We start from the raw sequence: 19,973 nt of genomic DNA, 5'->3' as shown, positions 1-19,973 counted from the left end.
TGAGGACCTCTCGTTAAAGAATGTTGTCCAAGCCACGCAGCTTGAAGCTCAGCGCACCTTGCGGACAGGCATCAACGCACAGGCCGCAACGGGTGCAATCGGGCGCAATATATTCCTCGGTGTCCTGCGCATAACCCATCTTGGTGATGTCCAGCACATGCGGCACGAGGCACACCGCCCGGCATTCCCCTTCATGCACACATTTGTCGAGTTCGTATTTGATCTGGATCGGTGCAGCCGTGCCAATCACCCCATATGTGAGACCCATCGGGCAGGCATACCGACACCAGAAGCGGCGCGAGAAAAAGATCTCGATCGAGAGCAGGAACACGACCCAGAGGATGGCCAGCGTCGGGCCGTAGATCAGCGCGCGTGATACGATGCCAACCGGGTTGATATATTCAAACACGGTATAGCCGGTGACCAGCGCCAGCCCCATGAACACAAACCACAAGACCACGCGCATTCCGCGATGGAACGGGTGATCCTTGACCCAGCCACGCTTGGCCAGAAACAGGTGAACAGCCTCGGCCCATTCCGCCAGAAGGTGATAAGGACAGGCCCAGGAACAGAAGGCACGCCCGCCAAAGAACCACCAGATGATCACCACGGTCACCGTGCCGATCAAGAGGTTCAACATCACCTCTTTGAAGGCCAGCATGACCTGCATGGCAGCCGTGGGATCAGCCATGTGGAAGCCAAGGAAACGGGACGCGGTCAAGGCCCCTTCGACCAGCTGCACATCCCAGGCAAAGGACACGATGAACATCACATTGATCACGATGATCGAGGTCCAGCGCGCATATTTCCACTTCCGGTTCACCACCGGATATTCCAGCTCATGCGCAATCAGATCTTTGCGGATCTGTGTCTGTTCCGGCGTTTTTTGATGTTTTTTCATCTCCCGCGCGGCGTCGGTCTCTTCCTCTTTGGTGGGGCGGCGGCTTTCAGCCCCAAACATCATGGCGAGCTTGTGCAGATACCATTTCATGCTCATGAGACCGCTCCTTTCTGGCGTTCCAGACTCAGCTCCGTATCAATCACGATGGCCGCCGGTTCGGTCGGGCACATCATTTCACAGGTGCCGCAACCGACGCATTTATCCGTGACAATCGGTTGGTGACGCTTTTCATCCGGGGCATCCGAGAGGGGTTCGAGGTAAATGGCATCCTCGATCGGGCATTCACGCACACAAAGGTCGCACAGTTCCAGATCATAGGGGTGGTCGGCCACCTTGATCGGGGTCCAGCGGTCGATCTCGCGATAGCGCAGCAACCCTTCGAAATCCTGTCCGCGCGCATGACCTTCGAAGCCAAGCCCCTGCATGGCGAGACAGGCTGCAGGATCCGCCAGTCGGGCAAACCCGATTGAGACCTCTTCCTTGGTTGAAATATCATGCGACAGCGCGCCGGTCGGACAGGCCAGCACACATTGCACTGCGTCACAGCTGAAGTCACAGGCCTGCCCGCGGGCGTCGATATAGGGCACACCAAGACCATAGCCCTCATCGCCATCCGCCAGCTTGATCGCCTCGACCGGGCACACCTGCACGCATTGTCCGCATTTGATACAGGCCGCCAGGAACTCATCCTCGGGGATCGCTCCGGGGGGACGCAGGCGGTCATGCACCTCGGCCGCCACCGGATACCATCCGACAAGACCTGCCGCCACGGCCGCCACACCGGCGGCACCTGACCGCACCAGCATCCGGCGCCGTTCAAGCTCACGACGGGTCAGTCTTTTTTTCGCAGGTTTCTGCGGCTGGGCCTGAGGTGTGTCCTGTGTCATTGCATCAACATCTCCAAAGCGGATTTCGGCTGGGCGTCTTCCTTGGCTTCCGCCAATGTCTGGCCAGTGGATTTATCCATCATAGGGACCTGTTCGCGCACCAGAAGGCGCGGTTCGGAAAAGGGGGCAAGCCGTTCCACGAAATCCAGCGCCGCCAGGGCCAATCCCCCCCGGAAAAACGACGCATCGGGCACTTCCATCCAGATCCGGTCGGCGTAGTTGTAGATCTCGTAAGGTACGTCACCCTTGGCATCCGCATCCTTGTCGAACCCTGCGTAATCGTCCCAGTAATTGCCTTCCCAGCCCTCCCGCAGGGCGGTGCCACGTCCGCGCACGGAAACCTGGGTGAAATTCGACATCATCGCATTGCGCTGGAAGTGATTGCCGGTCCAGTCGGTGTGAAACTCAATTCCGATCCCGTTATAGGCAATCACGTTATCGGTGAAATAGTTGTCCATATCCGGGTCCCAGGGCGACGGGTCCAGATAAATCCCGGTGGCATTGCCGACAATATTGTTGTTATCGATCTGCGCCCCCGAGCTTTCCTTGAAGCCGACACCAACACCAGAGGCCCCCCAGGCGCGCAGGATCTGATTGTTCCGAACGATCGTGTTATTGGCATACATCAGGAACACGCCGACCACGCAATCCGAGATCTCATTGTCTTCGACAATGTTCTTATGCGCATACATGAAATGGATGCCATACCGGCTGTCGCTGATCTTGTTGCGGCGGAAAATATTGCCTTCGGAATACCAGATCACGATATCGCGGGCATCACTGATCTCGCTGTCTTCCACCTTGTTGTTGTTTGAATAGTAGATCCGCATCGAATCGCCACGCAGCCCCATCGACATGTCCTTGGAGCTGATATGAACCCGGCGGATCACATTGTTGTTCGCCTGGTTCATGTCGATGCCAAAAAGGGCATTTTCGATGGTCACATCCCGGATCGCGTTGAAGCTGCCATTGATGCGAAGGCCGGCATCAACTTTATTATGCAGTCGGCCAGAGTTCTGCAGCGTGAGGTTCTTGAGTGTAACCCCATCGGTTTCGATCGTGACAATGGTGCCGATTCCGCCACCATCAATCACAACCCCTTCGCGCCCATCGATTGTGATGGGGCGGGTCAGAACGATCTGTTCGGTATAAACACCCGCAGGAGGCACGATTTCGGCGCCATCAGGGGCGGCGTCGATCATGTCCTGCAGGGTATTGGCCATGACAGGGCCCACCCACAGGGTGAGGGCCAGCACCATCAGCAGTGCCGAAAAAATGTTGCGAACCAAATCAGCGACAGCGTTTGGGTGCGAAACACCGGCAGGGTTTTCAGGCCTTACCGGCGCTTCGGTCTTATGCTGAGCGGATTGAGAGCCGAAACGCCTTTGGGAACGGATACGTGGCATTGCTCTTATCCTTATTAAGGTTACATCTTCGCAGCGCCCGGTCCGGCCAGACGCACCTGCTTCAACCGGATCAGGGCCGCCAGCAACAACAAGGCAGAGGCACCCAGCATCAGGAAGAACCCGGTGGCAGGATAGGAATGGGTGGTGAACTGGGCCACTTTACCATCCCCGAACACGGTAGGCATGAAGGGCTTCAGGGTGAACGCCCCCATTTCATTCAGGCTGTGACCATACCACCAGAGCCATCCAGCATATTCCGCCAGGAACCCTACCGGCAATACCATCGGCGCAATGATCAGGATCCAGTGGAAAATGGACCGCACCGACCAGGCTGCCAACACCATCAGGGCCATGAAAGCCATGACAGCAGCATAAAGGATTTGGGCCACACCATCCATGGTGCGCACCAGGGGATCATTGCGTTCAGGTTCGTTGAACCAGCGGGCCAGGGATTTTGCGTAATGCCACTTGAACACCTGCATGATCGACCCATTCCACTCTTCACGCTTGTAAGAGGGGATTTTCTTCTGCTCGGTCTCATAGGCATATTTCAGCGTGGCAATCAAAAGCTCGCGCTCATCCCCTTCGGTAATCGCCTGCGCCTCGTCCCGTTCGCTTTCCTCAAGCGATTCTTTCAGCATCTGCACGATGGGTGGCAAATGCGATGAAGACGTGCTGTCGCTGGCATCCTGACCAAGCGAGACCACCATCCCATCAAGATAATTGGTTGTCGTCAGCCGTATGCCGTTCTCACCATACATAGCGAGTGTCATCCAGGCGGCCACTGCCCCAAACCCGCCGACGGCAACCACCATGCGTGGAATGCGACCGGGGGCCGCAAAGGTCAGGGCCATCACACCAAGCATGGTGAACAGGAAGGGTGAGAATGCTTTTTCAACCGGACCACCCGAGGCAATCGGATACATGCCGACATAGTGGTTGATCGTGTCCATCTCATGCACACAATCCAGCGCTTCGGTTTCGCGCACCTCCTGACTGTCACGGATTTCACATCCGTTTTGCACCGAATCCATGTGGAACAGAATACGGATCCCCTGCGGGAAGGTGGCTTCTGGATAGTTCGGGGCGGTCAGCGAAACCCACCAACCGGGCGAGAAAAAAGACGCGCCAATCAAAGCGACGGCGAGAACGGTAAGCACGCGGTAGACAATACCACGGCGGTCTTTTTGGGTGTTGGTCATCGGTGCGTGCCTTTTGGCATATCTTCAGGAAGGTTCGGGCGACCGCTTGGCCGCCCGTCCGTTTTACTTACCAGTCAAAGTCCGGGTTGACCCAGTCAGGATCACCAACCATCTCTGCAGGCGGCTTCAGACGGCTGACATAGTCCAGAACGGCCTTGGTATCGCGTTCCGTCATCCATTCGATCTGTTTCACCATATCCGGGTTCGCGTTGCGGCGTTTGCCATCGCGGATCCATTCATACTGGCGCACAAGATAGTTGTAGTGCTGACCGTAGATAGCGGGATAGAACTTCTCGTTCGAACCTTCGCCATTGTCGCCGTGACACTTCACACAGTTTTCTTTGTAAAGCTTCTCACCGTGCTCCAGATCATCCCCTGCGCCCACGCCCGGGTTCGGGTTCATCGGCAGTTTCGAGATATAGGCCGCCACGTCTGCAATCGACTGCGATCCGCCAATTTCCTGCGGCAGGGCAAACGGGTACATGGTCGGGTTGTCACGGTTCAGCGCGCGAATGTCAGCGAGCTGCTTGATGATCACGTTCGGGTGCTGACCCGAGATCTGCGGGAAGGTCCCGTCGGTCAGACCCCAGCCATTGAGCTGGTGACAGGCCGAGCAGACCTCATACACATAAAGACCGTTTTCCAGATCGGGCTCCAGACCCAGGGCTTCGTCCTGTTCGCCGCCCCCCTGGTTCCAGCCATCTGCCGGAGTATGGCTTTTATCCGCCATGGCTGCCGAGGCGCCCAGCGCCAGGGCGGCGGCGAAAATTGCTGTTACTGCCTTTTTCATGTCGCGCTTCCTTTCAGGTTATTTGCTTGGGCGTTCATTCTGGCTGAGCCAGGTTGCGATTGCCGCGATATCTTCGTCCGAGGCACGTTTGATCACGCCGAACATCAGTTTGGATTTGCCAGAGGTGCGCACCTTGTCGCGCATCTCGGTCATCTGGCGCACCAGATAATCACGATCCAAAGCGGCAATGATCGGATAGGCCTTGTTCGAGGCCTTGGTGCCATCCTTGCCATGGCAGGATTTGCAGCCCAGACGTTTGTAGGCCGCAGCCCCTTCTTCCAGGGTTGCCTCATCCGGTGCGGGATCCAGAACTTCGGGGGCAGCCGGGTCCTGGGCAGCCAGATATTTGGCGACCGCCTTGATATCTTTCTTGTCGAGAAGGTGCATGATATCAGCCATGCCCTGGATGTAAGGGTGCCCGGTGGCTTCGTCGACCGTGCCAACACGACCACCCTCTTTGATGATCTCAAGCTGCGAGATCAGGTATTTTTCGTTTTGGCCAGCCAGGGCTGGGTAAGACATGATCGGTTTGGCACCGTTGCGGCCATGGCAGGCCAGGCATGTCTTGGTCATATAGACCCGTTTACCGGCTTTAAGGGCATCGTCCTGCGCCAGTGCAGGGGCGGCCATGGTCCCGGCGATGCCAAGGATGAATGCGGAAATAAGAGCGCGCATAACGGTCTATCCTGATATTGGTTTCGGGGGAATGGGGGCGGCGCAGAACGCCGCCCCCTTGCCTGTCATGGGGTAAAGATCACTCGACCTTCACAGCACCGTTTTCGTCCAGGAAGTTTTTCGCACGCAGACCGATGTCAGCGGCTTTCACCTGATACTGCCACCACTGGCCGGCCCAGAGGGTCGCGTTCTGCCAGTCTTCAGCTTTGGCCAGCTCTTCGGCTTTGGCCTGTGCTTCAGCGGCAAAGCCCAGCTGGTCGGTGGCGTCTTCCACAAGCGAGACAACTTCCGGGAAGTCCTTGAAGTTGCGGCCGGTGATATAGGCAACCACGCTGTCGATGACGGCTTGGGTTTCCATGTTCACGGCAAACTGCTTGTCGTAATCGGCCTGACCGTAGGTGGTGCCTTCCGTCAGTTCAGCATTCTCTTCCACGAAGCCTTCCGGTTTCACAACCAGATAGCCTTGCATTTCGAGGTGCAGGGCCGAGCAGAACTCGGTGCAGTAGAAGGAGAACACACCCGGTTTGTCAGCGTGGATCTTCGCGGTTGCGGTTTTACCCGGCTCCAGCGAGAGGTTCACGTCGAAGGTCGAAACCGAGAAACCGTGGGTTTCGTCTTCGGCACGTTCCGAGTTGGTGATGATGAACTCAACCGTGTCGCCTTCGTTCACTTCGATGATTTCCGGAGTGAAGTGCGAGCGAATGGCGGTCATGTAGACCTTCACGTTGGTGCCGTCACGCTCGATACGTTCCTGACCCGGACGAACTGCACCTTCGTGCTTGCCGCCGGTGCGGGAGTTGGTGCCGTAGCGATAGCGGACCAGCGGTTTCAGCTTCTCGGCCGAAATGGCGGTTGCGTAGTGGGGTTCACCCAGCGGCACCGGCATATCGTAAAGCAGTTCCATCTTATCGCCCGAGATGTCGATCAGCTGGTGGTTCTGCGGGTGCAGAGGACCAACCGGGTTGAACCGGTCAATGGCCAGCTTGTTCAGCGAGATCAGGTATTTACCTTTCGGGTTAACCGTCTCACCTTCCATCGCCACAAGGTGGCCGATGTTGTAGTGGATCGAAATCTTGTCGAGGACTTTACCTTCACAGTAGTCCCATTTCGCAACTTGGCTGTCCACGTAAAGCGAGGTGTAAACCACACATTCCTTGCTGTCATACTGGGTGTGAAGCGGACCCAGACCCAGCGGAACCTGTACGTGAATAGCGTCTTCCATGGCGATCACAGGGATGCCATAGGGATCGGTGCCCGAGAATTTCTTGGCGTCGATCGCTGCTTTGATTTTCGAGAAGGAGTAAACCGAACCCTGGGTGTCGAGCTTACCACCAACGATGATGTATTCACCGTTTGGCGACACGTCCACACCGTGCGGCGATTTCGGTTCAGCAACCAGGAAGACCAGACCTTCGTCGATGGCGGTTTGCATCGAAATGACCGGGTGATCGTTGATCATGGTCACGTTACCGGATTTGTAAACCTCTTCGGCTTTCTTCCAGTTGATGATGTGCAGATAGTCGGTGTCAGCCTGCGAACAGCCTGCTTCGAACGGCGGACGGCCGCTTTCGATACCACCCACATAACGTTCCGCACAGAACGAGTTGGTGAAGGACCAACCGTCGGAAACACCTTTACCGGCATCCGACAAGTCTTGCGAGTAGGGCGGCAGTTCGATCGAGAAGGATTTGCCTTCGTCGATGCGGCCAGCTTCGCGGTCAAACTTCCAATAGGTGACAGCACCGCGGAATTTTTCGTTGAATTCGGACAGCGGTGCGAAACCACGGCCCAATACGCCCGGATATTGTGCAGCCTCGATCACATATTCCGAGTTCGGGGTCACGAAAGTACCACCATGCTCGGATTGCAGGATCGGGTTCACAACAATCTGCTGGGTTTCAAAGTCATGCAGCGAAATCACGCCCACACGCGGGGCGGATTTGTCGTTGATGAACAGGTATTCCCCGTCCACATCACCGTTGGTTTCGGTAATGGCCGGGTGGTGGGTATCACCCCAGTGAATTTCGCGGCCATCAATCTTGCCGGATTCCAGAATGGCTTTCGATTCTTCGTCAAATCCATAGCCTTGCCAGGGTTCCGGGGTGAACACGGATACGTATTTGAGAATACGCATCGACGGAACACCATAAACCATCACCTGACCGGACTGACCACCCGAGGAAAATACGATAAACTCGTCGCGCCCCCCGGTCGGCGTATATGTTTTTGCGGCGGCCAACAGGTCTTTTTGTGAAAGACCGCGGCGTTCCATCACCTCGTCCAGAGACTCAGCGGTGACCGCATTGGTCCCCATTGCAAGTCCCAGGGTGACGACGCTCGCTGTGGCGCCAAAGCGCTTGCGAATATTGCTGATCATTTTGCGTCCTCATGTCCGGGCAGTGAGCGCGTGTAGTCGGCACGCCTGGACCGATGCCCGGTGACCGGTCCACCGCCTTTTGATCACGAACCCGCGAGGTCCACCTTGATAAATGTTAAGAATAAAAAATGAAATGCGAATACGATTGGGTATACTTTACCCGTGAAACAAAGGACCGTTTCCAATGGATTTCCGCTCGCTGATCGCCGCCTCTGTTGCGGCGTGCTTTGTGATTGCACCCCCTGTTTTTGCCGAAGATGTTGCCACCGATAATCTGGAGATTTCTGGCGGTTTCAGCCGCGCCTCTCCCAAGATGGCCAAGGCCGGGGTGGGGTTCATGACCATCACCTCAAAAGGAGCGGCTGATCGCCTGATTGCCTTCACCTCTCCCTCCTGCAACCGCCCGGAGCTGCACACCCATATTCACGACAATGGCGTCATGCGTATGCGTCAGGTCGAAGCAATCGACGTGCCCGCCGGCGGGTCGGTCAAGCTTGAACCGGGCAGCTTTCACCTGATGTGTATCGACCTGAACGGTCAACTGGTGGAAGGAGAGATGCTGGAAGCGACCCTGAGTTTCGAAACGGCTGGGGATGTCGTGGTCAAACTGCCGATCAAAGGTCCCGGCGCGATGATGGCACAATGACCGGACCAGTTCTCTGAGCGCCACGCGCGGGCGGGATTATCCGCAAAAGACCCGCCCCGCGACAGCCGCCAGCAGCACCAGAAGCTGAAACAGGGCGGTGCCGGGAATCAACCGGTTCAAAGCCGAAGACACCGGCGTTTTCATCATCAGAAATGACAAGATCCCGGCCAACACCACCACCGGCACAAGCACAATCGCGCAGGGGGCAAAGGCAAACGCGCCGAGCACGGTAAACGCCAAGAGCACCACATAAGTCGCGCGCGACAGGGCCGGTCCGATCAGAATCGCCAGTGTCCGCCGTCCGGCAAGGTAATCTGTTTCGCGATCCCGATGATTATTGATCAGCAAGATCGCCGCAGCGGGAAGCCCAACCACCGCCCCCAGAAACAGCACGTCCCCCGTGACTGGCTGACCATGCAGATAGGTGGTCCCTGCCACAGCAACAACGCCAAAGAAGGCCACCACCAACAGCTCTCCCAACGGGGTGCCGGACAAGGGGCGCGGGCCCATCGAGTAGAAAAAGCCCAGCGCAAGCGACATCACACCGATCACCACAATCGGCCAGCCCCCTAATAGCGCGAGGTAAAGCCCGAGCAGCCCGGCGATCCCGAAAGCGCCGGCCGCAGCCCGGCGCACCTGCGCGGCCTCCAGCAGACCCATCGACGTCAATCTCGGCGGCCCCAGACGATTGGGTCCATCCACACCGCTTGCCGCGTCGGCTGCATCATTCCACAGATTGGTTCCGATCTGGATCGCCGCGGACGCCCCACCGGCGGCCAGCGCCACATCCGGGCGCCAGGCCCCGGAACCGGCCGCCATCCAGCTTCCGGCCAGGACCGGCACCAAAGACAGGCTCAGGGTTTTCACCCGCGCAGCGATGACCCATAAAAGCGGACGCGGCAGGGTCTGAAGCCGCGCGACAACAGGGTCTGCAATGGGGGAAACGCTGCTCATCTCACCTCTGCCACATGCATGCGCGCCACGCCAAACATGAACGAGCGCAATTCGGTAACCGCAAAACCTGCCGCCTGCAGCTCACGGGTGATCGCCCCCCCTTCCGGAAAGCGGCGGATCGATTCAACAAGATAGGAATACGCACCTTTGTCGCGTGCCACCAGACTGCCAAGGGCGGGAATGACGTAACGGGAATGGATGCCATAAAGCGGGGCGAACCATCCGGCCGGTTTGGAAAACTCCAGCAGCACCAGACTGCCACCCGGCTGTAACACGCGGGCGCATTCTTCCAGGGCCTGACGGGGATGGGTCATATTGCGCAACCCGAATGCCAGGGTGATGCCTGCTATGGAATGACCTTCGAATGGCAGATTCTCGGCTGGCGCATGCAGATATCCCAGCCGGTCCCCAGCCCGCGCACGGGCCTGTTCAAGCATTCCGGAACTGGCATCGGCCACGATCACTTCGCGATCGGGCGAGGCGTTTTTGATCGCGATTGCAATATCCCCGGTGCCCCCCGCCAAATCGACCAAGGGCCCGCTTATCCCGGCAAGTTTGCGCAGCGCCACGCGCACCATCACAGCTTTCCACATCCGATGGGTGCCAAAGCTCATCAGGTCATTCATCAGATCGTATCGCGGGGCGATTCGATCAAAAAGAGAGGTCACCGCATCGCGCCGCCCCTCTTCCGCAACCTCTTGATCACCGAAGGTTTTACGCAACTCATCCAGGCTTTGAGCCCGCGCTTTCTTGGCGATGCTCATGGGTCAGCCCTCGTCGTCGGAATAGCCTTCGGCCTCGTCAATTTTCGCGCGGAACCAGCGGCCCGTGATCCAGGCTGCAGGGATACCCAGCACAAGTGAAATCAGGATCGACGGGATTGGTGCGATAACGGTTTCCCAACCTGCGGATTGACCGATCAGGCTGGCAAAAAAGACATTGGTTGCCACGGCTCCCACCATGAACGGATAGCTGACCAGCGATAGCAGCCAGACCGGCCAGCGGCCGTCTCCGTTTCCAGAGCTTTCCATGATCACTCCTCGCGCTTGCGGAAAACCACTTTCTGCACGGCGTAGAGCGCCACAACCATGGCCACAACCGCCGCCGCAAGCCAAATGGTTGCCCCACCCACAGCATGCGAGTGACCATCAATCACCGCTTCACGCAGGGGGGTTTTATCATGGTGCGCCATTGCCGGTCCTGAAAGGGCCAAAAAAACAAGGGGTGTTCGCGCGAATTTCATGACTTTCCTCCGTCATAATTTCCCTGCAGTTTACCCAACGACCGAAAAATACGGCTTGATCTTCGTCAAAGCGGAGAAAATAAGCTAAGTTGTAGTTAGTGCCAGGTGAGACGTTTTGACCCAACCCGCCAGGAGGCAAGTTTTTGCTCAGCCAAGCCGAACTCAAAATGACCAAGCGATCCGTGCTGTTCGCGAATGTGCCGGACGATATGTTGCAGGGCCTTTTGAAGAAGTGCCACAAGACATCCTGTCCGCGCGGCAACACACTGTTTGTGCAGGGCGACCCGGCCAACTACATGTATGTGGTTCTGAAAGGGTGCGTGAAACTGACCCGGATCACCCCGGGTGGGGACGAAGTTGTCGTGGCGGTTTATCCCGAAGGCAACAGTTTTGGCGAAGCCATCGCACTGAAAGGTGGAAAATACCCGGTCACGGTCGAGGCGGTTCAGGACAGCGTCCTGTTGCAGGTCGAGACCCGCATCGTATTTGAAACCCTGCGCACCGAACCCGAACTGGCGGTCGCCATGCTCAGCTCGACCTTCAGCCACCTGCACGAACTGGTGATGGAGATCGAGAACCTGAAGGCGCTGACCGGCGCGCAACGTCTGGCCACCTTCCTGATTTCGCTGGCCCCGGTGGACGAGGGGCCGTGTTCCTTTGTGCTGCCTTACGACAAGATCCTGATCGCCAAGCGGTTGGGCATGAAACCGGAAAGCCTGTCCCGGTCCTTTGCAAACCTGCGTGCCCACGGGGTCGAGGTGCAACGCGAAGCGGTTCGGGTGAACGAGATCATGCAGCTCAAGACCTTCGTGTCTGACGACGAAGACCTGCCGGTCCGGGGGCGTCGCGCCTGACGGACCGCTTTATGCGGCCAGGTAAAGCCCGAACGCCACCAGCAGGAACAGGATCAAAAACGCGTTGAACCCCCGCTGCCAGCTTCCGGCACCGCGAAGGCCAAGGTAATCCAGCAGGATGATCCGCGCCTTCAGTCCGGACAATGCCAGAACCATTGCCACAAACCCCATCCCCGCCTGCGGGCGGATTTCGGTCAGCAGCACGGTGAGAACCGATAGGCCCAGCAAGATCAGATAAGCGCGGTTCAATGCGGAATGGGTCATGTCACCTCACCAGATAAATGATCGGGAACAACAGCACCCAGACCAGATCAACCATGTGCCAGAACATGGCGGCCCCTTCCAGGTTGCGGGGATTCGGCCAGCGCATCACAAGGGCGAAGATCACCAGCCCCGCCACCACATGCATCGCGTGAAACCCGGTCAGCAGATAGTAAAACGTGAAGAACTGGCTGGTTTCAATTCCGATTCCCAAGGCGGCCTTTGCTGAATATTCCAGATATTTGACCACCAGAAACACCACGCCAAGCAGCATGGCCCCAGAGAGCCAGAGGCGCATCCGATCGGGGCTGGCCACCGCGCGCGCTGCACAAAACCCGCTGCTGATCAGCACGATTGTGTTCACAGCACCTGCGACCCGGTTCAGGTTATCCTGATCCTGTGCAAACCCCACGGGATCCATGATCCGCACGCCCAGAAAGGCCAACAGCCCGGCCCCGAACACCAGAAGCTCGCTGACAATCAGGACCCAGATCATCAGATCCCCCGGCAGTTTCTCAAGCGGATGTTCGGTTTCCCCCCCCACTGGCATCGAAGCAGGGTTTTGGCTCATGCCACACCCCCGGTGATCTGCCGATAGATCTCGGGCAGGGCGGCGGTCAGGCGATTGGCATCCGGCACGATCGAAAACCCGTCGGAGCCAAAGATCCGGTTCACCCAGGCCTGGCCCTTCTGGTCCACCACAACACCGTGCACCGCCTGCCCCAGGCGACGCGCCTCGCGCACCGCCATCCGGCTGTCTTCAATCCCGTGGCGCCCTTCGTAATGATCAAGGTCATTGGGCTTGCCATCGGTGATGACCAGCAGAAGTTTGCGGGTGTTCGGACGTGCGTCCAATCCTTTTGACGCATGGCGCATCGCAGCCCCAAGGCGGGTGTAGAAGGCCGGGTTTACCCCCGCAATGCGCTGCTCCACCACCGTGCCCATTTTGTCGTCAAAGTCTTTGCAGCTTTGCACATAGACCCGGCCACGTTTCAGCGACGAGAAGGTGTTGATCGCAAAATCATCACCGCAGGCATCCAGCCCCCAGGCAAGGGCGGCAAGCGCCTCTCGCTCCACCTCGATCACGGACCGGTCGCCAATGGCGGCCTCGGTTGAACGCGACACGTCAATCAGCACCGAAATCGCCAGATCCCGGTCCTGCGTGCGGGCCGCACGATACACCCGATCCGAGGCGTGACCGGTCGCGCGCAGCTCTACCTGCGCGGCAATCGCGGCTTCCAGATCGAGCTCATCCCCTTCCAGTTGACGCGGCAAGATCACGCGTTTCGGGCGCAGCGCCTCGAACTGGCGTTTCACCGCGCGGATACGACGCTGGGCTGCGGGATCGGTCGAAAACTCGGCCGGTTCCTCACTGATATCCGCCTGGCTGGACAGAACCCGGCAATGATCAGGCAGATAGCAGCATTTGCGGTGGTCCCATTCGTGATACATATGCTCACCCGAGATCCGCTCTCGATCGGCATCTTCCGGCGACAGGTCGAGGTGGAATTTCAACCGCGTGGCGGTTTTCTTCGACACCTGCCCCAACGCGAGTTCATCCTGATCATCCGCGGCGCGTTTCGCATTGTCATCCTCGTCGTCTTCAATACGACGGTTCATGTTCATGTTCTCAACCCATGAGAAGATGGCCTCGAACTTGTGCAGGATCAGGCTGTCTTTGCGCTCGGCCAGGTCACTCTCGGACCGGCGGGCCTTTTTCATGCCCTGGCTTGCATCAGAACCGCTGCCCTGCTCTTCCGCTTCGGGAAGACGCTCAGATGTCCCACGTTGCGCCAGCGGGCGCAGGTCAGGCCAGAGCGGCACCGGGCGGTAGGGGCGATATCCATGCGGGGCCGCGAGATCGGACAGATCTGCATCGGGCTGACGCACCCGGGTCAGAAGGTCCCGTCCGGTTTTGCTTTTCGGCTCCGGTCCCCCCAGAAGATGCAAAATCACCTGCTCCAACGCCTCTTCGTAACGCGGAAGCGTGACAGAGGGGCGCATCGTCCGGCAGGCATCAATCAGGGTTTCATAAAACCCCTTGAGGCCGGGACAGTCGCGCAGGGTTTCGCGGGTCATATCGACCGAGGCGCGCAGCATCAGGATATCCATCCGCAGCGCATCCTCTTCGTGCACAGGTTCCGGCGCATGGGCCACCGAGGCCGCAAGCCAGAAATATAGTGCGGCATTTGCCTCACGTGCCGGGAAGTCGTTGATCTTCTCCGGCAGGCGCAGCGCCTCGCCATCAAAACTGGGGCGGGCAACACGCTCGCGCCAGGTGCCCAGCGCCCGCTTCACCGACAGGCGGTGATCCGAGGCCATGGGGCTTGCGGTTTTGATCTCGACGGCGAGCCCGCCGCCAAGACCACGGAAAAAGACCCCCAGACGGTTTTCGACCTCGGCCAGCGTGACCGTGGCAGCGTCATGTGTCTCAGGTTCCTGCAACCGGCTGGCATAGGCATGCCAGATCTTGCCGATTGTTTCTTCCGGTTCGAACAGATCGATTTCTGGGTGAGGCATCGATCATTATCCGAAAATTGCCGTGACCAGGTCGAGCAAGCCTTGCTTTACGTCCTGATCATCGGACAGGGGTTCAATCATGGCCGCTTCAATCGCCTGTTCAATCGGTGTGCCTGCCATGATCAGCGTGGCACAATAGATGATCAGACGGGTCGAGACGCCCTCTTCCAGATCCTGCCCCTTGAGGCCGCGCAGCTTGCCGGCCAGGCGCACGAGGTTTTTGGTGCGATCCGCATCAAGGCCACTCTCGCGCATCACGATATCCACCTCACGCTCAGGCAGCGGGAAGTCGAAATCAAGTGAGAGGAAACGTTGCCGGGTCGACGGTTTCAGCGTTTTCAGGATGTTCTGGTAGCCGGGGTTATAGCTTGCCACGAGCATGAAACCGGGGGCGGCTTCGATCTCTTCTCCGGTCTTGTCCAGCGGCAGAATACGGCGGTCATCCGTGAGTGGGTGCAGGACAACGGTCACGTCCTTGCGGGCTTCGACCACCTCATCAAGGTAACAGATGGCCCCTTCGCGCACGGCGCGCGTCAGGGGGCCGTCAACCCAGACCGTTTCCCCGCCTTTCAGCAGGAAGCGGCCAACAAGGTCCGCGGCCGACAGGTCATCATGACAGGCAACAGTATAAAGTGGGCGGCCCAGACGGGCGGCCATATGGGCAACAAATCGGGTTTTACCGCAGCCGGTCGGGCCTTTCAGCAAAACCGGGAGATCGTTTTTGAATGCGGTTTCGAACAGCTCACATTCGGAGCCGACCGGGGCATAGAAAGGGACGTCAGCCCCTTCCGTTTTTTCTTGTGGAACGGAAGACATATCTAAGTCCTTTGCAGATATAAGCGTGTCAGGGCAAATTCCGGGATATTCTTGAACTTGTTCATCCTACAACGCTTTGAGCTTTTCAGCTTGCGTAAGGGTCGGCCCCCTCCGGTCGAGGGAAAGGGCCGAGCCGATTTCTTAGGCTTCTTCGGTCGTGCCTTGCTCAATCACCTCACGGCGCGGGGCCAGTTGGGCATAGATGAACAGGAGCGCACCCAGCACCACAGCTGCACCGGATCCCCAGCGCATGAGGTAGAACAGGCCCAGACCTTCTTGCACGTCCATGAAGTTTTCACCCATGACACGTTGCAGGTGGGTTTGAACCGTACCAGCAAAGGTCAGGACGAAGGTCATGAATGCCATGCCGCCGGTCATCAGCCAGAAGCTCACCATGTTCAACACCTGGTTATACGGGTCGCGACCACGCAGGATCGGCATCGCATAAGTGAAGATGGCCAGGTTCATCGCAACATAGGCACCGTAGAAGGCCAGGTGGCCGTGGGCCGCGGTGATCTGGGTCCCGTGGGTATAGTAGTTCACCCCGTGCAGCGTATGCAGGAAGCCCCACACACCAGCGCCAAAGAAGGCCACGGTCGAGGCACCCAGCGCCCAAAGCAGGGCGGCTTTGTTCGGGTGATCACGCTTGCCTTTCCAGACCATCACGAAGCTGAACGCCATCATTGCGAAGAACGGAATGACTTCGAGCGACGAGAAGATCGAACCGATCCACTGCCAGTAACCGGGGGTCCCGATCCAGTAGTAGTGGTGGCCCGTGCCAAGGATACCCGAGAACAGGGCGGTGGCCACGATGATATAGAGCCATTTTTCAATGATCTCACGGTCAACACCAGTCATTTTCAGCATCAGGTAGGCCAGGATCGAGGCCATCACCAGTTCCCAGGTACCTTCCACCCACAGGTGAACGATGTACCACCAGAACATTTTGTCCAGCGCCAGGTTGTGCGGGTTGTAGAAGGCAAACAGGAACAGCAGCGCCAGACCCCAGAGGCCCAGAAGCAGCACGTTCGTGATTGCGGTCTTACGACCTTTCAGAACCGTCATGGTCACGTTGTAAAGGAACATCAGCGCGGCAACCACGATGCCCAGCTTGACCCAGACCGGCTGTTCGATGAACTCGCGGCCTTCCATGCCCAGGAACCAGTTGCCGTGGAACAGGTTGAACACATAGGTCACAACCACGCCCAGCGTGCCAACCAGCAGCAGGATCAGCTGCAGATAGGCAATCATCGGCGAATGGATCTCACGCTCGGCTTCTTCCGGGATCAGGAAGTAGGCCGCACCAAAGAACCCAAGCAAGAGCCACACCACCAGTGAGTTGGTATGCAGCATCCGAATGATGTTGAATGGCAGGATTTCCGAAAGGAAATTCGGCTGAACGTAAATCCAACCGGCGATAAGCCCGCCGGACACCTGCACTGCGAAGAGAATCATCGCAGCCAGGAAATACCAGTAGGCAATTTTCTGTGTTTTATATTTCATGATCTTTCCTCCGTGCCTCAGCCTGCCTCATTGGGCGGCCAGCCCTGGGCATCGATCTTGTTCACCCAGAGGAAGAAATTCGCGAGGTCGCGAATCTGTTCTTCGGTCAGGTTGAACTGTGGCATCTGGCGACGGCCTTCGATGCCTGTCGGCATCGCTTCCATCCAACCCTGCAGCGTGTCGAACGCACCTTCAGGATCGTCCTCGACGCCCCAACGTGCCATCACGTTTTGCAGTTCGGGCGCGAAATACGCCCCTTCGCCCATCAACGTATGACAGTTGATGCACGCGTTTTCTTCCCAGACACGCTTGCCCTTGGCTACACTCTCTGTCAGCTCCGCATGAACGGTCGACTTGTTCTTGATGTGGCTGACGGACTGGGCCGACAGGATCAGGAACACGACGATAAAGAACAGAGAGCCGCCATAGAACACATTGCGTGCCATGGTCTTTGTCATGACTTCCCGCATTTTAGTCTCCAAACTCAGCTTCTCCTGATCAAAATAGTCGGGCAGCCCTCACGGAATCTTGACAATTGTTAAGCAAAATACGGTTTGTTTCGCTGTGAAATGTCCGATTTTCCAAACAAAAAACCCCGCCGAAACCGGCGGGGCTTTCCACATGTCGTGGTCTGATCCGTCAGATAATCAAGACCTGCGTGCCGACCTTGGCGCGTGCAAACAGGTCGGCAATATGTTCATTGTAAAGCCCAATACAGCCATTGGACGAACGGCGACCGATCTTGCGCGTATCGTGGGTGCCGTGAATGCGGTAGTAGGTCCAGCTCAGATAAAGCGCATGTGTGCCCAGCGGATTATCCGGGCCAGGGCCAATGTAATCGGGCCATTCGGGGTTGCGCAATTTCATCGACGGGGTCGGGCGCCAGCTGGGGCCTTCGACCTTGCGCACAATCTTGGTGCGACCTTTGCGGGTCAGATCCTCGGTCAGCGGCACGGACGAGGGGTAGAGCTTGTATTCCGACTGATCCTCAGACCAGTAATGCAGCGCGCGCGACGTGATATCGACAAGGATCACACCGTTTTTCGTATTCGAAAAATAGGGGCGCCAGTCCAGCGACCGGAAGGACGAGATGTTGCGACGCACGCGCGTGCTGATATCCGCTTCCACCTCGGTGGTCTCTTCCCCGGTCTGCGCAAAAGCAGGCATAGCCACGGCAGAGGCAGCAGCCACGGACGACCCAAGAAACGCACGCCTGCTGAACCCATTTTTCATCCAGTCAGCCATCATCAATCTCCAACACATGCAAGCAGTTCTGGCCTTATATATGGCGCTTAAGCCGCAGTCGCAAATCAAACAGGCGTTATACCGCACAATTCCGCCGGTAGCGTTTGATCCCGGCAACATTCCTATATACAGGGGGACTATTCACGATTTCGGAAGAACCGCATGACACCTCGGATTTTCATCAGCCTGGCCCTCACCCTTCTGGTGGCAGCTTGCTCGACCACGGATGGCACCTATTCGCGCGCGGATGGAACCATCGCCAAGATCTATCGAATCAGCGAAAGGCAGCATTCGAAGATCCAGTACGGCATGCTGGATTCTGTCAACACACTGCGTCAGGCGGCGGGCGTCGGTCCTGTGACCCTGAATGCCCAGCTGAACGCAGCGGCCGCCACCCATTCCCGGGATATGTCGGTCCAGAACCGTCCGTGGCATTTCGGATCTGACGGCTCCTCTCCGATTGATCGGGTGGCACGCACCGGGTATCCGGGGCTGATGCTGGGTGAAGCCATTTCGGAAACCTATGAAACCGAACTGGAAACCCTGTCCGCCTGGATGGATGAACCGGGGACACGGGACGTCATTCTGGCACCTGCCGCGCAAAATCTGGGTTTTGCCTGGCATCAGGAGCCAAGCGGCAAGATCTGGTGGACGCTGCTTATGGGCAGCTGACCGGCTTTCCGGTTTCGACGTCAGACCACATCACCTTGCGCAGGACTTGAACGCGGCATCAAACGGCGCCCAGTCTGCAAGCTCAAGACGAACAGGCACCGTCAGGACGCGCCGCCGGAACGAAGGCGGCAGTCGCACTGCGTCCTTTTCGGTGGTCACAAGCTGCGCCCCAAGGGCTGCAGCCTCAAGCTCAAGACGCTTCATAAGGGCATCCGTCAGGGGTTGGTGATCCGCCAGGGCTTCAGACCGCAAGAGATTGGCCCCCATCCCCTGCAATGTTGCAAAGAATTTATCCGGGTGGCCGATGCCGGCAAAGGCCATCACATCCAGCCCGTCAAAATCCATCCCCATCTGCAACGGCTCCAACCTGCCTGTCATATGCGGCAGATGGATCTGAGCACCCCAGGCCTCGGCAAAGCGTTTTTGGGCTCTATCATGGCCGATAGACAGCAAAAGATCCGCGCGTTTCAGCCCCTCCTGCACCGGTTCCCGCAGCGGACCTGCCGGAATGCAGCGCGCATTGCCAAACCCTTTCACCGCATCCACCACCACAATGGACAGGCTTTTTTCCACATCGGGGTTCTGGAATCCATCATCCATCAGAATGACATCGGCACCGGCGCTTTCCGCTGCACGCACTCCTGCGGCCCGATCCTTGGAAACCCAGGTGCTGGTGAAAGCGGCCATCAACAATGGCTCATCCCCGACCTCGTCGGCTTGATGTCGGCGCTCGTCAACCTGCACGGGGCCTTCCAAACTGCCCCGATGCCCACGCGAAACGATATGGACCACAAGCCCCTTGGCCATGAGATACTGCGCCACGGCAATGGTGGTTGGTGTCTTGCCGGTTCCGCCCGCATTGATATTGCCAATACAGATGACCGGCACCTGGGCCCGATATCCGCTGGCCTGCACCCGGCGCGCTGTGCCCATGCCATAAAGCCAGCCCAGAGGGGCAAGCAATCTTGCCCGCCAATGCGGACGGTCCGGCGGGGTAAACCAGAAAGACGGAGTTTTCATA

22 protein-coding genes are annotated in these 19,973 nt (G+C 58.0%); 3 read left to right on the top strand and 19 right to left on the bottom strand.

Annotated elements, in window-relative coordinates; genetic code table 11:
- Positions 1–13: 13 nt before the first annotated feature.
- The 7 genes from K3J57_RS14290 to nosZ form a co-directional block, all read right to left on the bottom strand.
- Positions 14–997 carry a NapH/MauN family ferredoxin-type protein gene (locus tag K3J57_RS14290; RefSeq protein WP_259785446.1) on the bottom strand — a complete coding sequence of 328 codons (984 nt, stop codon included), beginning with the start codon at positions 995–997 and terminating at the stop codon, positions 14–16.
- Entirely contained in the window at positions 994–1,788 is a 795-nt protein-coding gene (locus tag K3J57_RS14285; RefSeq protein ID WP_259785445.1) for a 4Fe-4S dicluster domain-containing protein, read from the bottom strand. The genes K3J57_RS14290 and K3J57_RS14285 overlap by 4 nt, the downstream gene beginning before the upstream one ends.
- On the bottom strand, positions 1,785–3,011 hold the full coding sequence (nosD, locus tag K3J57_RS14280; RefSeq protein WP_259796415.1) for a nitrous oxide reductase family maturation protein NosD: 1,227 nt from the start codon (positions 3,009–3,011) through the stop codon (positions 1,785–1,787). The genes K3J57_RS14285 and nosD overlap by 4 nt, the downstream gene beginning before the upstream one ends.
- A gap of 203 nt (positions 3,012–3,214) precedes the next feature.
- A complete protein-coding gene (locus K3J57_RS14275; protein WP_259792679.1) occupies positions 3,215–4,396 on the bottom strand; it encodes a hypothetical protein in 1,182 nt (393 codons plus the stop codon).
- Positions 4,397–4,463: 67 nt separating this feature from the next.
- A complete protein-coding gene (locus K3J57_RS14270; protein ID WP_259773512.1) occupies positions 4,464–5,186 on the bottom strand; it encodes a c-type cytochrome in 723 nt (240 codons plus the stop codon).
- 18 nt (positions 5,187–5,204) lie between these two features.
- Positions 5,205–5,861, bottom strand: coding sequence for a c-type cytochrome (locus K3J57_RS14265; RefSeq protein ID WP_259796411.1), 657 nt, complete (start codon positions 5,859–5,861; stop codon positions 5,205–5,207).
- A 79-nt stretch (positions 5,862–5,940) separates the two neighbouring features.
- Positions 5,941–8,238 carry a Sec-dependent nitrous-oxide reductase gene (gene nosZ / locus K3J57_RS14260; protein ID WP_259785441.1) on the bottom strand — a complete coding sequence of 766 codons (2,298 nt, stop codon included), beginning with the start codon at positions 8,236–8,238 and terminating at the stop codon, positions 5,941–5,943.
- A 184-nt stretch (positions 8,239–8,422) separates the two neighbouring features.
- Here nosZ and K3J57_RS14255 point away from each other — a divergent pair, with 184 nt between their 5' ends.
- Positions 8,423–8,884 (top strand): copper chaperone PCu(A)C, encoded by a 462-nt coding sequence (locus K3J57_RS14255; RefSeq protein WP_173486188.1) that lies wholly within the window; start codon positions 8,423–8,425, stop codon positions 8,882–8,884.
- A 36-nt stretch (positions 8,885–8,920) separates the two neighbouring features.
- On the opposite strand, the gene menA is transcribed toward K3J57_RS14255, so the two are convergent.
- From menA to K3J57_RS14235, 4 genes are read right to left on the bottom strand one after another with little or no spacing between them, the layout of a single operon-like run.
- Positions 8,921–9,838, bottom strand: coding sequence for a 1,4-dihydroxy-2-naphthoate octaprenyltransferase (menA, locus tag K3J57_RS14250; RefSeq protein ID WP_259792663.1), 918 nt, complete (start codon positions 9,836–9,838; stop codon positions 8,921–8,923).
- Entirely contained in the window at positions 9,835–10,602 is a 768-nt protein-coding gene (locus K3J57_RS14245; protein WP_259785436.1) for a ubiquinone/menaquinone biosynthesis methyltransferase, read from the bottom strand. Before K3J57_RS14245 ends, menA begins: the two co-directional genes overlap by 4 nt.
- Positions 10,603–10,605: 3 nt before the next feature.
- Positions 10,606–10,869, bottom strand: coding sequence for a hypothetical protein (locus K3J57_RS14240; RefSeq protein WP_173486191.1), 264 nt, complete (start codon positions 10,867–10,869; stop codon positions 10,606–10,608).
- Between the two features lie 2 nt (positions 10,870–10,871).
- The gene (locus K3J57_RS14235; RefSeq protein WP_173486192.1) at positions 10,872–11,030 is read right to left on the bottom strand and encodes a hypothetical protein; all 159 of its coding nucleotides are present in this window, start codon (positions 11,028–11,030) and stop codon (positions 10,872–10,874) included.
- 218 nt (positions 11,031–11,248) lie between these two features.
- On the opposite strand from K3J57_RS14235, the gene K3J57_RS14230 reads away from it, so the two are divergent.
- Positions 11,249–11,935, top strand: a complete 687-nt coding sequence (locus tag K3J57_RS14230) for a Crp/Fnr family transcriptional regulator (RefSeq protein WP_173486193.1) — start codon at positions 11,249–11,251, stop codon at positions 11,933–11,935.
- A gap of 9 nt (positions 11,936–11,944) precedes the next feature.
- Here the strand turns inward: K3J57_RS14230 and K3J57_RS14225 are convergent, their stop codons facing one another.
- From K3J57_RS14225 to K3J57_RS14195, 7 genes are all read right to left on the bottom strand, one after another.
- A complete protein-coding gene (locus K3J57_RS14225) occupies positions 11,945–12,199 on the bottom strand; it encodes a cytochrome C oxidase subunit IV family protein (RefSeq protein WP_259785428.1) in 255 nt (84 codons plus the stop codon).
- 1 nt (position 12,200) lies between these two features.
- Positions 12,201–12,767: a cytochrome c oxidase subunit 3 family protein gene (locus K3J57_RS14220; protein ID WP_259792660.1), complete on the bottom strand. Its 567-nt coding sequence runs from the start codon at positions 12,765–12,767 to the stop codon at positions 12,201–12,203.
- Positions 12,764–14,716, bottom strand: a complete 1,953-nt coding sequence (locus K3J57_RS14215; protein WP_259773506.1) for a nitric oxide reductase activation protein NorD — start codon at positions 14,714–14,716, stop codon at positions 12,764–12,766. Before K3J57_RS14215 ends, K3J57_RS14220 begins: the two co-directional genes overlap by 4 nt.
- A gap of 6 nt (positions 14,717–14,722) precedes the next feature.
- Entirely contained in the window at positions 14,723–15,532 is an 810-nt protein-coding gene (locus K3J57_RS14210; protein WP_173486196.1) for a CbbQ/NirQ/NorQ/GpvN family protein, read from the bottom strand.
- A 141-nt stretch (positions 15,533–15,673) separates the two neighbouring features.
- Positions 15,674–17,035 carry a cbb3-type cytochrome c oxidase subunit I gene (locus tag K3J57_RS14205; RefSeq protein WP_259785426.1) on the bottom strand — a complete coding sequence of 454 codons (1,362 nt, stop codon included), beginning with the start codon at positions 17,033–17,035 and terminating at the stop codon, positions 15,674–15,676.
- 17 nt (positions 17,036–17,052) lie between these two features.
- The gene (locus K3J57_RS14200; RefSeq protein WP_173486198.1) at positions 17,053–17,505 is read right to left on the bottom strand and encodes a c-type cytochrome; all 453 of its coding nucleotides are present in this window, start codon (positions 17,503–17,505) and stop codon (positions 17,053–17,055) included.
- Between the two features lie 169 nt (positions 17,506–17,674).
- Positions 17,675–18,268 (bottom strand): L,D-transpeptidase, encoded by a 594-nt coding sequence (locus K3J57_RS14195; RefSeq protein WP_259773503.1) that lies wholly within the window; start codon positions 18,266–18,268, stop codon positions 17,675–17,677.
- 174 nt (positions 18,269–18,442) lie between these two features.
- On the opposite strand from K3J57_RS14195, the gene dalA reads away from it, so the two are divergent.
- Positions 18,443–18,952 (top strand): divisome-associated lipoprotein DalA, encoded by a 510-nt coding sequence (gene dalA, locus K3J57_RS14190; protein WP_259792656.1) that lies wholly within the window; start codon positions 18,443–18,445, stop codon positions 18,950–18,952.
- A 30-nt stretch (positions 18,953–18,982) separates the two neighbouring features.
- Here the strand turns inward: dalA and lpxK are convergent, their stop codons facing one another.
- Complete coding sequence (gene lpxK, locus K3J57_RS14185) at positions 18,983–19,972, bottom strand: tetraacyldisaccharide 4'-kinase (RefSeq protein ID WP_259796408.1); 990 nt, start codon at positions 19,970–19,972, stop codon at positions 18,983–18,985.
- Position 19,973 lies beyond the last annotated feature (1 nt).

It is taken from the genome of Aliiroseovarius crassostreae (assembly GCF_025137635.1).
In the GTDB taxonomy this organism is placed as follows: domain Bacteria; phylum Pseudomonadota; class Alphaproteobacteria; order Rhodobacterales; family Rhodobacteraceae; genus Aliiroseovarius; species Aliiroseovarius crassostreae.
Note: the sequence above shows the minus strand (reverse complement) of the source record. Positions and strands in the feature narration are given on the sequence as shown.

Bases quoted from the DNA above. Each gene is read 5' to 3' on its own strand.
- nosZ (WP_259785441.1), bottom strand. From the start codon at position 8,238: ATGATCAGCAATATTCGCAAGCGCTTTGGCGCCACAGCGAGCGTCGTC.
- K3J57_RS14195 (WP_259773503.1), bottom strand. From the start codon at position 18,268: ATGAAAAATGGGTTCAGCAGGCGTGCGTTTCTTGGGTCGTCCGTGGCT.
- K3J57_RS14215 (WP_259773506.1), bottom strand. From the start codon at position 14,716: ATGCCTCACCCAGAAATCGATCTGTTCGAACCGGAAGAAACAATCGGC.
- K3J57_RS14220 (WP_259792660.1), bottom strand. From the start codon at position 12,767: ATGAGCCAAAACCCTGCTTCGATGCCAGTGGGGGGGGAAACCGAACAT.
- K3J57_RS14210 (WP_173486196.1), bottom strand. From the start codon at position 15,532: ATGTCTTCCGTTCCACAAGAAAAAACGGAAGGGGCTGACGTCCCTTTC.
- K3J57_RS14285 (WP_259785445.1), bottom strand. From the start codon at position 1,788: ATGACACAGGACACACCTCAGGCCCAGCCGCAGAAACCTGCGAAAAAA.
- K3J57_RS14240 (WP_173486191.1), bottom strand. From the start codon at position 10,869: ATGGAAAGCTCTGGAAACGGAGACGGCCGCTGGCCGGTCTGGCTGCTA.
- K3J57_RS14290 (WP_259785446.1), bottom strand. From the start codon at position 997: ATGAGCATGAAATGGTATCTGCACAAGCTCGCCATGATGTTTGGGGCT.
- lpxK (WP_259796408.1), bottom strand. From the start codon at position 19,972: ATGAAAACTCCGTCTTTCTGGTTTACCCCGCCGGACCGTCCGCATTGG.
- K3J57_RS14255 (WP_173486188.1), top strand. From the start codon at position 8,423: ATGGATTTCCGCTCGCTGATCGCCGCCTCTGTTGCGGCGTGCTTTGTG.
- K3J57_RS14265 (WP_259796411.1), bottom strand. From the start codon at position 5,861: ATGCGCGCTCTTATTTCCGCATTCATCCTTGGCATCGCCGGGACCATG.
- K3J57_RS14230 (WP_173486193.1), top strand. From the start codon at position 11,249: ATGACCAAGCGATCCGTGCTGTTCGCGAATGTGCCGGACGATATGTTG.
- K3J57_RS14270 (WP_259773512.1), bottom strand. From the start codon at position 5,186: ATGAAAAAGGCAGTAACAGCAATTTTCGCCGCCGCCCTGGCGCTGGGC.
- K3J57_RS14235 (WP_173486192.1), bottom strand. From the start codon at position 11,030: ATGGCGCACCATGATAAAACCCCCCTGCGTGAAGCGGTGATTGATGGT.
- K3J57_RS14205 (WP_259785426.1), bottom strand. From the start codon at position 17,035: ATGAAATATAAAACACAGAAAATTGCCTACTGGTATTTCCTGGCTGCG.
- K3J57_RS14245 (WP_259785436.1), bottom strand. From the start codon at position 10,602: ATGAGCATCGCCAAGAAAGCGCGGGCTCAAAGCCTGGATGAGTTGCGT.
- dalA (WP_259792656.1), top strand. From the start codon at position 18,443: ATGACACCTCGGATTTTCATCAGCCTGGCCCTCACCCTTCTGGTGGCA.
- menA (WP_259792663.1), bottom strand. From the start codon at position 9,838: ATGAGCAGCGTTTCCCCCATTGCAGACCCTGTTGTCGCGCGGCTTCAG.
- K3J57_RS14225 (WP_259785428.1), bottom strand. From the start codon at position 12,199: ATGACCCATTCCGCATTGAACCGCGCTTATCTGATCTTGCTGGGCCTA.
- nosD (WP_259796415.1), bottom strand. From the start codon at position 3,011: ATGGCCAATACCCTGCAGGACATGATCGACGCCGCCCCTGATGGCGCC.
- K3J57_RS14275 (WP_259792679.1), bottom strand. From the start codon at position 4,396: ATGACCAACACCCAAAAAGACCGCCGTGGTATTGTCTACCGCGTGCTT.
- K3J57_RS14200 (WP_173486198.1), bottom strand. From the start codon at position 17,505: ATGCGGGAAGTCATGACAAAGACCATGGCACGCAATGTGTTCTATGGC.